Genomic DNA, 12,825 nt, shown 5'->3' on the forward strand with positions numbered 1-12,825 from the left:
ATTTTGGCGTTAGGGGGTTTTTCGGAGAACAGGATTTAGTTCATTATCATTGTACATTTTCATCTGCTTGTACACTTTCATGTATTTTTTGCCAGATTCAATATCCGCTAATAATTGATCTATAGCAGAGCAAAGGTCTTTCTTTTGTTCCAAAAGGACATTCAGTTTATTTTGGCATTTTTGGACATGATCTTGGGTGGCATCCGTTCTATTAACTTCTTCCTGCATATGATATATTTTCAGGGCCAAAATGGAAAGTCGGTCTATGGCCCAAGCGGGACTTTCCGTATTTATTGTGGCATTTTTATCTTTTTCTACCGATTGGTATTTATTTAGGAAGTAACTATCAATAAATTCTACCAGGTCCGTCCTATCCTGATTACTGGCATCAATCTGCCTTTTTAATTTTAACGCGGCCACCGGTTCAATATTGGGGTCACGTATAATGTCTTCATAATGCCATTGCACAGTATCTATCCAATTTTTACGGTATAGGAGATGGGATATATCGTCCTTTGGATAGGGGTTGTGGAACTCTTGGGATACATCATCTTTTTGATGATATTTTTCGATGCTTTCTTCAAATATTCTAAAGGCAAAATCGCTGAACATAATGACAATATTTTACGGCAAAGATACCGTTTATTTAAAAAACGGATTTTATTTATTAAGGGCTGTTTCTTGCTATTCCTTTTACCTATTTATTTTTGTTAAGGAAGATACTTTATTGGGTACTAATTACAGATTGGCAAAAGACCTCTGCCAAGTGTTATTTTACTTCATTAGGGCATTGGTCAGGAATACTATAAAGGGAACTATAACGGATGCCATTAACACAATTTCTCGGACACTATCCTTTTTTATAGACTGGACATAAGTGGTTATAAAAACCACTGCGGGGAAAAAAGTAATTAAAATAGGGTGGGTGTCTGGGGCGGATTTCAAAACTTTCACCAGCAAGCCAATAAAAAATAAAAGGACTATAAGGCGCATTGTCACTATTTTCCCTACTCCTACACTACCCAGTTTTAAAAAAGCTAAAAAACCGCAAAGCAAAACTATGGATACATAAAGAAATAAAAGAGTACTATTACTCCAGTCATAGAAATAAACGGCATTGAACTGAAAATCGAAATAATAATGATTCCATAAAAAATCCATATTGTTGCTCAAAGCCAGAACTGCCAACATAATTAGAACCATAGCAATTATTGCAGCGAATGGGACCAACCAATTTTTAATATTTTTTGGTTCATAAAAGTATATGGCAACAATGACGACCACGAGATACAATAGAGCCCAGTCATAGAATAAACTAGCTATCATTATCCAAAAAGTGGCATCGAAAATTTTTAATTTAATGTTTTTTAGACTACGGAAACTCAGGATTCTACGGATGGAGAGCAATAAAAAAAAACTACAGAGAATGGCATTGGGGTCTATAAGCACTTCCGGGAAAAGTACAATTAACAGGGTGTAAAATAGGATCGCCAAGGAATTTCCTCCAGTGATCTTATTTCTTAAGGCAATAAAATTAACCACAAAAATACTGAACGATAAGAACCCCAGAATCGCTGTTTGACCCAATAATTGTTCTGGTGAATAGGATTTTTGGAATATAAAAAAATGGACAAACCAGTAGAAAAAAAATAGGAATACCAGAAGTATTATATAATTTATTGGTTTTGTTCTTCCAAAAATGCTTGAAATCATCCTAGGTTTTTATATTTTTGCATGGTAAATATAATTAAGATGGATTCATTTTTTTACGGTATCGAGGATTTATTTGTAAATGTGCTTTTTGCTCCGTTCGACGCTTTGCGCGCTATGGAGAATTGGTGGGGGGCAAATACACTAAATTGGATTTTTATGCTTATCGGCGCTGCAGCCTTCGTTTATTGGATGTTGGAGTTGAAAAAATACAATGATAGCGGCGAAGAAAATAAGGACGCTACAGCTCATTCTTACTTATAGTATAATTTAAGGATAAGATTAATAGTTCAATAACTTCGAGGGTTCTAAAGAAATAGAGGATTTTCAGCCTAATTGGTAAGGTATTTCACACGGGTTTATATACCATGTGATGTATTAATCTAATTACCAATCTTAGTGTTTTACCTTTTATATTCGTTGTGTTTTTAATGTTGTAGCCCGCATAATCATTTTAGTATGTATACATGTATGATATTGTAATACATTATTACTTTCCAATAATGGTTTTTTGAGGCCATACCCAAAATGTAATTTTGATATAATTGGAATTCTATCATGAATAGGATATTTACGTAAAGATTCCAATTATATAGGATAAACTTAATTTAAAAACAATTCAGTCATTACCTTTCCAGGTCTATCAGGCATTGGAAAGCCTAATAATTCTGCGATTGTGCTTGGGATGTCAATTAATTCTCGTTTTATATCTATTACCGTGTTTTGTTTGAAATCCGGACCATGAGCATAAAATAGAATATGTCTACAGCCGTCACAATCATCACCATGTGAACTGAATCCTCCCAAATCATCTAGGTGTCGACCGTGGTCATTTGTGATAAATAAGCTTGTCTTACCCTGGTAAAAGGGATTATTTTCAAGGAATTGCCAAATTTGGTATATATATTCATCAGATGCCCTTAAGCCATCTAAATAGTCGTTCCAATTACCGGTGTGACCCGAGAAATCAGGTTCTCTTAGATTTATTAAGGTTAATTGTGGCTGGTCCTTAGATAATATTTCCGAAATCTTTTCAAATGTTACAGCATCTTCCCGGTAACCACTTCCTAGCCCATTTACACCACAATTTGTGTTAGGTTGATATTTATTTTTCCAATTAGAATCTACACAATTATTTAGGACTTCCAATTTATCCTTGCTGGAAATCATCCATGTAGAGGCTGCGTTAACATTTTTTGCTTTTCTAAAATTTTGAAATATTGATGAATATTTTGGAATTTCCTTCCCGCTATTATTTAGATCCTGGTAATGTCCAGTGGTAATAGCGGCGTGACCCGATATTGTCCAAGTAGGACCATTGTTGTAAAAGCTTGTATTTATTATTCCTTTGGATGCAAGTTGGCCGGAGATCTTAGGGATATATTGTTGCGTAATGTCCCCCCATGTTTCGGAGTAACGGGCCCCGTCCATTATTATTACAACAACGTTTTTTGTTTTATAGTTGTTTTGAGGGTAAATAGGAGTTGAATCATCTGTTTCAATAGAGGAATTAGAGCAGGCGGTAAAAACAATGAACAGCAATATAGTTGGCAGAAATCGATAGGCTAAATTCATTATTGGTTCGATTTTAATTGCATTTACAACGCTATAAAACAATTTACTTTTCCTCATTAACAATTCGAATACATTAAAATGTAGAATGCTATTATAAATTAAACGGTTTTACCCATTTATTATTTTTAGCATTAGTGTTTAATATAAGCAATGTCTAAATTTACTTAAAATTAAGCATGAATCAACAAATAGGAATTCGAAAAGTCTTAAAGATCGAATCCTAGGTCTTTACGATAGTACATCTTGTTGAAATGTAGCTTCTCCATGTTTTTATAGGATTTCTTCAGTGCTTCCTTATAGTTGGAACCATAAGAGGTAACTGCCAAAACCCTGCCGCCATTGGTCAAGACCCTGCCTTCTTTTAATTCGGTTCCGGCATGGAATACCACGGCATCTTCTATAGCATCAAAACCTGTTATTTCCATTCCCTTCCCATAAGCTTCCGGATAACCACCTGATACCGCCATTACTGTAGTAGCGGCGCGCTCATCTATTTCCAGGGCGATGCTATCCAAGCTTTGGTTTGCAACGGCTTCAAAAACTTCGACCAAATCATTTTTTATTCTTGGTATTACCACTTCGGTTTCAGGATCGCCCATTCGTACGTTGTATTCAATTACTTTTGGTTCGTCCCCTACTTTTATCAAACCAATGAACACAAATCCCTTATAAGGCAGATTATCCAATTTAAAGCCCTCTACGGTTGGTTTTACGATTCGCTCAAGTACTTTATCCATGAAAACCTTATCTGCGAAAGGAACTGGGGAAATGGCCCCCATACCCCCTGTATTCAATCCAGTATCGCCTTCTCCAATTCTTTTATAATCTTTTGCGGTAGGCAGGACTTTAAATCCTTTTCCATCAGTCAGCACAAAACAACTCAGTTCAATACCATCCAAAAATTCTTCAATGACCACAGTAGTACTGGCAGCTCCAAATTTGGAGTCGATCAACATGGTTTTCAGTTCGGCCTTGGCTTCCTGTAGGTCATTTAAAATCAATACTCCTTTCCCTGCAGCAAGTCCGTCCGCTTTTAAAACATACGGTGGTTTAAGGGTTTCCAAAAAAGCGTATCCTTTTTTCAAGGTTGCGGCGGTGAAACTTTCGTAGGCCGCGGTAGGGATGTTATGGCGCATCATAAACTCCTTGGCAAACTGCTTGCTTCCTTCCAGGGTAGCTGCTGCTTTTTGTGGGCCTATGACGGGGATATCTTTTAAATCGGTATCGTTGAGGAAAAAATCGTGCACCCCGTTCACCAATGGATCCTCGGGGCCTACAATGACCATTTCGATATTTTCCGAAAGCACACATTTTTTAATAGCTTCAAAATCGTTTACACCAATGGGTACATTTTGTGCTATGGCAGCGGTTCCCGCATTTCCGGGAGCCACATAAAGATTTTTAAGTTTTGGACTTTGCTTTAGCTTCCAAGCTAAGGTATGTTCGCGCCCTCCGGCACCAAGGATCAGGATGTTCATTCTTAAAAAATTTCCCCAAAAATACGGTTTGAAATGGATATAGGGTATACTTCTATTAAAATATATGGCACTATCAGTAATATTAAGGCCTAAAAAAACCCACCTAAAAGGGTGGGCTTGTTCTATTTTTTATTACGATCCGAAAAATCACGATGTTCAGTTTTTCTGAGTTCTTCCGAGGTAAGTGTCTTAAAGTAATCCCAAGTTTTCTTCATGCCTTCCTTTCTACTCACCTTAGGTTCCCAGCCTAAAATTTCTTTTGCTTTTGAAATATCGGGTTGACGCTGCATTGGGTCATCCTGAGGCAAAGGTTTGTATATTATTTTTTGGTCCGTTCCAGTTAAATTGATGATTTCTTCCGCAAACTCCTTGATGGTAATTTCATGTGGATTGCCAATGTTCACTGGAAGTGAATAGTTGCTCATCAATAGTCTATAAATCCCTTCAATTTCATCATCGACAAAACAGAAAGAACGGGTTTGGGAACCATCCCCAAATACCGTTAAATCTTCACCACGTAGAGCCTGTCCCATGAAAGCGGGAATAACCCTACCGTCATTCAATCTCATTCTAGGTCCATAGGTGTTAAAAATCCTAACAATTCGGGTTTCAACACCATGAAATCTATGGTAAGCCATGGTAATGGATTCCTGAAAACGTTTGGCTTCGTCATAGACCCCACGGGGCCCAATGGTATTTACATTACCATAGTACTCTTCTGTCTGGGGATGAACCAAGGGATCACCGTATATTTCAGAGGTAGAGGCAATAAGAATCCTAGCCTGTTTTTCCTTGGCCAATCCCAATAAATTGTGGGTTCCCAAGGCTCCTACCTTAAGGGTTTGAATAGGAATTTTTAAATAGTCGATTGGACTTGCTGGGGAGGCAAAATGCAAAATGTAATCCAACTCTCCCGGTATATGGACGAATTTCGTAACATCATGATGTTGAAATTCGAATTGCTCTAAAGGGAATAGATGTTCAATATTCTTTAGGTCGCCCGTGATCAGGTTATCCATGCCAATAACATAGAAACCTTCTTTAATCATCCTGTCGCAAAGGTGTGATCCTAGAAATCCGGCAGCGCCCGTTATAAGTACTTTTTTCATCTAATAGTTATTTTATGGTAAGATTGACAACAGACAAATTTAGAGGAATAAGGCAATGTTAAAAATAATTATGGTTTAATAACCAAAATATTGGGGTAAAGTGTGGTAAAACCATTAAAGCATTACAGATACGACCAATTAACTTAACCAGACAATATTAATTTTACAGTATTGTTTTATTTCTCAATATGCTTTTTTCTCTCCAGATATTGCATTCAGGACTGTTTGAACAATTATTTTAAGATCCATGAATAAGGACCAGTTTTCGATATAGAAAATATCAAATTTGGTTCGGTTTAAAATATCGATATCCGTTTCTATTTCACCTCTATATCCTCTTACCTGTGCCAAACCGGTGATTCCTGGTTTAACGAAGTGCCGTAGCATATATTTATCTACTTTATTGGCGAATTCATTGGTGTGTTTAACCATATGGGGTCTTGGACCAACAACGGACATATTTCCAAATAGGACATTGTAAAACTGAGGAAGTTCATCAATACTTGTTCTGCGGATAAATTTGCCCACCTTGGTAGTACGCATATCATTTTTAACAGCCATAAGGCTATCTGCATGTTCATTGGGGGCCATGGACCTAAATTTATAACAATAGAATTCCTTGTTGTCAATTCCATTCCTTTTTTGTCTAAAATATATAGGTCCTTTGGTTTCCAATCTAATAATTAGCGCTATTATAGGGGCCAACCATGAAAGAATACCAACAACCACTATTAATGAAAATACAATATCGAAACCTCTTTTTAGGGCAGAATTTAAGGGATTGTGAAGGGGAATGTCCCTTAGCGATAAGATTGGTATATAATCGTAGTATTCAAAGGTTAGTTTTTTGGAGAAAATGTTCTTATTGTCTGGTATAAATTTCAGGGTTTTTAAATTATTATCGGCAAAGTTGATGAATTCGGTTATTTGATTGTTCTTTAGTTCTGAAACTGAGCAATAAATTTCGTCGATATTATTCTCCACTATGTAAACGAACGTCTTATAGATATCAAAAAAGGGGTCAGAAGGGCAGAACTGTTTCATAAAATGATACCCGTACTCCCGACGATCTTTAAAAACGTCGATTAATTGATCGGTTTTTTTGTTCTTTCCAATGACCACTACATTTCTCATGTTCCCTTTTATCCTTTCCCGGTATTTCATTAAAAGGATATAGTTTAGGAACTTAATGGTAAATATGGCCAGCCCAACAAAAACAAAATATTCCCCTAGAGCCAATCGGCTCATATTGGGTTGCTTAAAGAAGCCAATAAAGGCATATAATATTAGAAAGAAAAAGACGAATTGGTTGAACAAAAGTTTTAGAAGGTATGATACTTTAGTGTATCTATAAACCACGTAAAAGTTATTTTTAAAAGACAGTATAATCCAAGCCAAGGTCAGATAGCTGTGAAATAGAATGGGATACTCAAAGTTTATCGGCAGAATGTAGGCAAAGACATTAATTACCAATAAATCCACCGTGTAGGATATGGGGGTAATGAGACTGGAATAACGGTGTTTTTTGGAAAACATTAATTATATGCCGTGTATTTGATATTGTAAGCTGATTACAAAGATAATTTTAAAAACTAATAAACTGATACAACTTAACTAAAGACTCAATTTTCAAAAAGTTCTTTTCTACTTTTGACGGAAAAATGGTCGACTTAATTTTTTGAGAAAGCCTCTTTTAATACCAATCGAATGAATTGGGTATTTCCTATCAGATAACGTTTCCACATCCGCTGGGGTTCTTGTGCGAACCTGTAGAACCATTCTAGGCCTACTTTTTGCATCCAAATTGGAGCGCGTTTTACCTTTCCGGCTATCACATCAAAACTGCCACCTACCCCCATTACGAAATTAACTTTTTGCAACAAGCCTTTATTTTCATACAGAAAATTTTCTTTTGTAGGAGAACTGATAGCCACAAACAAAATATTGGCACCGCTTTCCCCGATTTCTCGTGCTATGGATTCTTCTTCTTCCTTTTTAAAATATCCATTCCTATAACCAGCAATAATATTAGGAGAAAATTGATCTGAATAAATATCTACTACTTTTTTGACTACCTCCTCTTGTGCCCCAAAGAAAAATATTTTATATTTTTTTTGGTGAGCCAATTGCACTAGGTTTACCATCAGGTCTATTCCTGCAACACGCTCTTTCAAGGGTTTTCCTAGGACTTTGGAAGCCCATACCACTGCTTGGCCATCAGCATTGATTAGATCACTTTGATTCACGCTTTGACGCAATTTCAAATCGTTTTGCATGGCCACTATTTTTCCGGCATTTACTACTACGTGGTGCAATTGGTTTCCTTCAGAAATTGTATTGTCTACAATCTGTATTGTCTCCCGCATGGAAAGGTTGTGAATGGAAGTATTAAGAATGTTGATTACCTTCATCTAAGTCGAATTCTAATAAATAATAACTAAATGCGTAAAACATCCATGACTGTGCCCAACGAATGTAAGGAATCTTCGAAGTTACCCATTTCTTTTTTTGGTAGTAAAAATAACCTTTGGATGATTGCATATTTTTAGTTGTCCAAAGCAGTACCCTATCCGCCAATTCCCTATTTTCATGTAAAATGCCTAATTTGCTTAAGGTAACAATAAGTTGCGCGGGGGCATGGATATCTATGGGAAAGGTTTTGTTATTGTAGTATTTAGATACCCCTTCCTCTGTAAAAAAGGTATTCAAATAGTATATTAAACCTTTTTTAATATATTTTTCAAAGGTTTGATCACCCGATACAACTTGATACCTAAATATACACTCTAAGTTATAGCCGGTATGGAAATTATCAATCCATTGATGGAAAGGTAAAGTACCGTATGACCATGCTCCCTCCTTTGTCTGTCTTTTACAAACATATGATACTACTTTTTTAGCTGTATCCAATAAATTATCATCTTCGGTATAAGGATAGATCAAGGACAATAATTTAGCACCTAATAAACCGGCATTATAAACTTGAGTACTATCCAAGGGTGAATAAGAGAAAGTAAAATCTCCCTCCTCATCATAAGTTCTATTCAGATCTTTTAAAATAAATTCGGAACAGCTTAGAGCCGTATCCAATAGTTCTTTTCTATTAGTTAATTTATAGGCTTCAATAAGGGCTTCTCCAATAAATGACGTAGCGACTACCGTGGGTGTATACTTAGGTTGGAAAAATGCTCTAGCTTGCCAGTCAAAATTATATCCCCAACAGGCTCCTGCATAACCACTGGTTTTTAATTCGAGGATTTTGGTAGATAAAAAATTTATCTTTTCAAGATATTCCTCCTTCGGTTCAGTTTTATATAGATTACAGTAACCCGTTAAAAACAATCCTAGCCCTTTTGGATTATAGTCCTTTTTAATTCCAAACAAGGGTCTAAAATTAATAGGGTTCCTTTTAAAAAGTTGGATCCAAGCCAATCTCAAAAAGCTGGATTTCCCAAACGGTGTCCTCTGAATTATCCAACTATTGAGACCGTCATAAGGATCCCAGCCTTGAAACTTTTCAAATTCGCAGAAGTCTTTGAGTTTGTTAAAACTGGATTTAAAAGCCTTATTTTTCATTTGTACTATTAATACCTATAGGGTGGGATAAAAAAACATAAAAAAAGATAAAAAACACTACCCCCTGTTGTCGTGCCAATAAATCCTCAGTAATAAAAAATATGGAACAGATAGCAAGAAAAAGAAGAAATACATAATTACGTGCTTTCTGAGTAAATGGCAAATATAAAATTAAAATTAAAAGCATAAGTCCGATTGTGCCATTTGCACTAAGGGTATACAAATACTGGTTATGGGAAGAATATCGTTCTCCTGCACAATAGAAAAATTCATTTTTCACGTATTGATCATAGAGGGCATTTTTATAATCCCCATTGCTCACACCCAAGATTGGGGCATTTTTGAAAACATCTATAGAAGTCTTCCATTTGGCCAAACGTAAATTTAAGGCATTTCTTTCATCTTTTTTATCTGTTATTTTAAATTCAGTATGCTTAAATTTTTCTATTTTGGGATAATGAAAAGGATTCTTTATATAAAATATACTCATTAAGCATAACATTATGAAGGTACTTGCGATCAATGCTTTTCTGCTTCCATTTAGGATTTGAAGTATAAACAGATAAAAAATCAACAAAAAGACAATTATACCAATAAAGGAGTTTAGAAGAAAGATATTAAGGCTGGATAGGGCTGTAATTAGGCCCCATAAAATGTATCTTCTATTTTTGAAATACAAGTCATAAGCGAAAACAAGGCCTAAATTTAAAAACAAAGAAACATAGGTCGGATGCCAGTCCTTAAATACCCTGGTTAAGCCGTAATAAGTAAATTTATTGTAAATCGAAGGAGTCAAGAAGATTTCCATTTCCCTTGAAGCCAAATAATCTATAATGGCATATAAGTTTGCAAATAGAATGCAAGCAATTAGGGAGAAAATAAAACATTTTTTTATGTTGGAAACCATTTTGTAGGTCAACTTTACTCCAATGAAGGAAAGCGGTATTAGGAGATAGGAGATATTTCGTCCAATGAATTTAAATTGGCCGGTAACATTATTGGTGTAAACCAATCCAATCAAAAAAAGCGCAAAAAAGGCAAACAACAATATGGTGCCTTTCGGAATTTCATTTAAAGCGTTATATCCCTTAACGAAAAAGAGCCAATTCACAAATAGTAGTGCCACAATAATTCCTTCCAAATTATAGAATCCCGAAGGAATTATCGCAGCTAGTACTGATAGCAGCACATAGTGAATAGAGAATGCCTTTTTTTGTTTACAGTCTATCATCAATTTTTTGTGGCAACCCAGTTTTTAAACTATCCTGAATCTTAAATGTAACCAGGGTAGTGTTATAAATAGATTCAAAGCTTATAGGACTATTCTTTTCCGAAGTTAACGCATCGATAAACGCCAGTATTTCCTGCTTATGTCCTTTGCCAGCCAACTTTAATTTTTCAACCTTATTTCCACTATGGAAAACCCCATCTCTAAAATCATTGATAATTCCAACTTTCCCAGCACAAAATACCTCTATATGTTCTTTTGGCAAGGATTTATCACCATTGGCCACATATATTAGATTTCCAATGGAACCGTCACTAAACTTCACCAAAACGTTAATATTATCAGTAACCGTAATTAATGAATTTTCTGAAGTAATACAATCAGCAAAAACAGAAACAGGTTTTGCATCGGTGAAGAATTGCATTAAATCTATGAAATGGCACATTTCTCCAACTATTCTTCCTCCCCCTACGTCCTCTAATTGTGTCCAATGATCTTTTGGGATAAAACCGGCATTGATCCTAATATTGATCACGAAGGGCTCATCGGCTCCTTTAAAGCGTTTTTTAATTTCTTGGGCAATTGGGGAGAACCTTCGGTTAAATCCAACCATTAGCCTGGAAGTACTCCCGTTATATACCTTTTTAACCTCTTCCAGCTCTGCATAATTCATGGCAAGAGGCTTTTCTACAAAAATGTGTTTTTTCGCCTGAACTCCTTCAATAACGTATTTTGCATGTGAATTGTGAGGGGTAGCGATAAATATGGTATTGATTTCAGAATTGGAAAACACATCGGCCGCTTCGGAAGAAGCTTTATTGAATCCAAACTTTTCGGCCACATTCTTTGCTGTGATACCTTTGGTTGTAACTACAGTATCCAGTGAGCCATGCCCCGTTTTTACGTAGGGAATCAAATAACTCTGCGCAAAACTTCCTGCCCCTATAAAGCCAGCATTAATTTTGGATATAGGTGTAGCATTTAAATTATAAATTGTTTTTAATTTATCTTCATTATCATCGTATTTAAGCAGAATACCTATATGGGGTTCCTTTATTTTTCCCAATACTATATCATATGCCTTTTCAGCCTCTGCAATATCAAACACATGGGTAATTAGTGGTTTGAGATTAATGGTTTTTCTAGCCAATAATTGTAAAAATGCTTCCATGTTCCGTTGTTCGGTCCAACGTACATAGGCATAGGGATAATCGATTCCTTCTTCTTCATAACTTACGTCGTATCTTCCAGGACCGTAAGAACAAGAAAGTTTTAATTCCAGCTCTTTTCTATAGAAGTGCGGGTCTCTTGGGATATCCATTTTAACGGCACCAACAACTATTACTTTTCCTTTTTTCTTTGTAATTTCTGCTGAGAGCTCTATTGGGTCGTTTGTGGGAGCAGCGGCAGTAATAATAACACTGTCAAACCCATGTCCTTTTGTGAAATTTTCAACGGCTGCCATTAAATTTGCTTCATACCTGAGCATAGATACCATGGCTCCATTCTCCTTGGATATTTCTACCAGTTTTGGAGATAAGTCTATCCCAAATACATTGCATCCATTGGCGTTTAAAAGCTGACAGGTAATTTGCCCTAAAAGTCCTAAACCAATAACACAAATATTTTCGCCTAAGGTTGGGTTTGCTTGTCTCACCCCTTGCAACGCTATAGCCCCAAGTGTGGTAAAACTAGCCTCTTCAAAGGTTACACCATCGGGTATTTTGGCTACTAAATTTTGAGGGATTGCCACCACTTCTGCATGGGAGGCGTAATCTTGACCTGCACAGGCGACCCTATCTCCTGGTTTAAATACACCTTTTGTATCCATAGTTGCGTGTACCACGCCAGACGTACTATATCCTAGAGCCTTTAAGGAGTCTAATTTGGTTTTAACCTTATCAAGTGTGGCTTTCAAACCTTCCTTTTTAATATTTTGAAGCACTTGTGCTACCAAATCTGGACGTTGTCTGGCCTTCCCTAATAAATTAGCTTTTCCAACACTCACTGTACTTCTTTCTGTTCCTGCACTTATTAGTGAAAACTTATTCTCGACCAACACGGTACCTTTAGAAAGTGATGGTACAGGTACATCATCTACAAACAGTTCTCCAGTTTTAAAATTTTGTATGACTTGTTTCATTTATTA

11 protein-coding genes are annotated in these 12,825 nt (G+C 36.1%); 1 reads left to right on the top strand and 10 read right to left on the bottom strand.

Translation table 11 applies throughout. The features are described 5' to 3' along the window. Positions 1–9: 9 nt before the first annotated feature. On the bottom strand, positions 10–612 hold the full coding sequence (locus tag MWU82_RS00110; protein ID WP_215947552.1) for a DUF4254 domain-containing protein: 603 nt from the start codon (positions 610–612) through the stop codon (positions 10–12). Positions 613–774: 162 nt separating this feature from the next. Beyond that, entirely contained in the window at positions 775–1,713 is a 939-nt protein-coding gene (locus tag MWU82_RS00115; protein WP_247094825.1) for a hypothetical protein, read from the bottom strand. Positions 1,714–1,752: 39 nt separating this feature from the next. Between MWU82_RS00115 and MWU82_RS00120 the strand changes: the two genes are divergently transcribed. Continuing rightward, the gene (locus MWU82_RS00120; protein ID WP_215947554.1) at positions 1,753–1,974 is read left to right on the top strand and encodes a uracil phosphoribosyltransferase; all 222 of its coding nucleotides are present in this window, start codon (positions 1,753–1,755) and stop codon (positions 1,972–1,974) included. Between the two features lie 339 nt (positions 1,975–2,313). Here the strand turns inward: MWU82_RS00120 and MWU82_RS00125 are convergent, their stop codons facing one another. From MWU82_RS00125 to MWU82_RS00160, 8 genes are all read right to left on the bottom strand, one after another. Then, positions 2,314–3,342 carry an alkaline phosphatase family protein gene (locus MWU82_RS00125; RefSeq protein WP_247094826.1) on the bottom strand — a complete coding sequence of 343 codons (1,029 nt, stop codon included), beginning with the start codon at positions 3,340–3,342 and terminating at the stop codon, positions 2,314–2,316. A gap of 149 nt (positions 3,343–3,491) precedes the next feature. Then, on the bottom strand, positions 3,492–4,763 hold the full coding sequence (gene purD, locus MWU82_RS00130; RefSeq protein WP_247094827.1) for a phosphoribosylamine--glycine ligase: 1,272 nt from the start codon (positions 4,761–4,763) through the stop codon (positions 3,492–3,494). Between the two features lie 122 nt (positions 4,764–4,885). Then, positions 4,886–5,872 (bottom strand): UDP-glucuronic acid decarboxylase family protein, encoded by a 987-nt coding sequence (locus MWU82_RS00135; RefSeq protein ID WP_247094828.1) that lies wholly within the window; start codon positions 5,870–5,872, stop codon positions 4,886–4,888. Between the two features lie 183 nt (positions 5,873–6,055). Then, a complete protein-coding gene (locus tag MWU82_RS00140) occupies positions 6,056–7,408 on the bottom strand; it encodes an exopolysaccharide biosynthesis polyprenyl glycosylphosphotransferase (protein WP_247094829.1) in 1,353 nt (450 codons plus the stop codon). Positions 7,409–7,542: 134 nt separating this feature from the next. After that, positions 7,543–8,283: a WecB/TagA/CpsF family glycosyltransferase gene (locus MWU82_RS00145; protein ID WP_247094830.1), complete on the bottom strand. Its 741-nt coding sequence runs from the start codon at positions 8,281–8,283 to the stop codon at positions 7,543–7,545. After that, a complete protein-coding gene (locus MWU82_RS00150; protein ID WP_247094831.1) occupies positions 8,261–9,256 on the bottom strand; it encodes a delta-aminolevulinic acid dehydratase in 996 nt (331 codons plus the stop codon). The genes MWU82_RS00145 and MWU82_RS00150 overlap by 23 nt, the downstream gene beginning before the upstream one ends. A 181-nt stretch (positions 9,257–9,437) precedes the next feature. Continuing rightward, the gene (locus tag MWU82_RS00155) at positions 9,438–10,679 is read right to left on the bottom strand and encodes an O-antigen ligase family protein (protein WP_348646970.1); all 1,242 of its coding nucleotides are present in this window, start codon (positions 10,677–10,679) and stop codon (positions 9,438–9,440) included. After that, the gene (locus tag MWU82_RS00160) at positions 10,666–12,819 is read right to left on the bottom strand and encodes a bi-domain-containing oxidoreductase (protein WP_247094832.1); all 2,154 of its coding nucleotides are present in this window, start codon (positions 12,817–12,819) and stop codon (positions 10,666–10,668) included. The genes MWU82_RS00155 and MWU82_RS00160 overlap by 14 nt, the downstream gene beginning before the upstream one ends. Positions 12,820–12,825 lie beyond the last annotated feature (6 nt).

It is taken from the genome of Arenibacter sp. S6351L (assembly GCF_023016025.1).
GTDB classification, from domain to species: domain Bacteria; phylum Bacteroidota; class Bacteroidia; order Flavobacteriales; family Flavobacteriaceae; genus Arenibacter; species Arenibacter algicola_B.

Coding starts and splice junctions, on each gene's coding strand:
- MWU82_RS00110 (WP_215947552.1), bottom strand. CDS start 612: ATGTTCAGCGATTTTGCCTTTAGAATATTTGAAGAAAGCATCGAAAAA.
- MWU82_RS00115 (WP_247094825.1), bottom strand. CDS start 1,713: ATGATTTCAAGCATTTTTGGAAGAACAAAACCAATAAATTATATAATA.
- MWU82_RS00120 (WP_215947554.1), top strand. CDS start 1,753: ATGGATTCATTTTTTTACGGTATCGAGGATTTATTTGTAAATGTGCTT.
- MWU82_RS00125 (WP_247094826.1), bottom strand. CDS start 3,342: ATGAGGAAAAGTAAATTGTTTTATAGCGTTGTAAATGCAATTAAAATC.
- purD (WP_247094827.1), bottom strand. CDS start 4,763: ATGAACATCCTGATCCTTGGTGCCGGAGGGCGCGAACATACCTTAGCT.
- MWU82_RS00135 (WP_247094828.1), bottom strand. CDS start 5,872: ATGAAAAAAGTACTTATAACGGGCGCTGCCGGATTTCTAGGATCACAC.
- MWU82_RS00140 (WP_247094829.1), bottom strand. CDS start 7,408: ATGTTTTCCAAAAAACACCGTTATTCCAGTCTCATTACCCCCATATCC.
- MWU82_RS00145 (WP_247094830.1), bottom strand. CDS start 8,283: ATGAAGGTAATCAACATTCTTAATACTTCCATTCACAACCTTTCCATG.
- MWU82_RS00155 (WP_348646970.1), bottom strand. CDS start 10,679: ATGATAGACTGTAAACAAAAAAAGGCATTCTCTATTCACTATGTGCTG.
- MWU82_RS00160 (WP_247094832.1), bottom strand. CDS start 12,819: ATGAAACAAGTCATACAAAATTTTAAAACTGGAGAACTGTTTGTAGAT.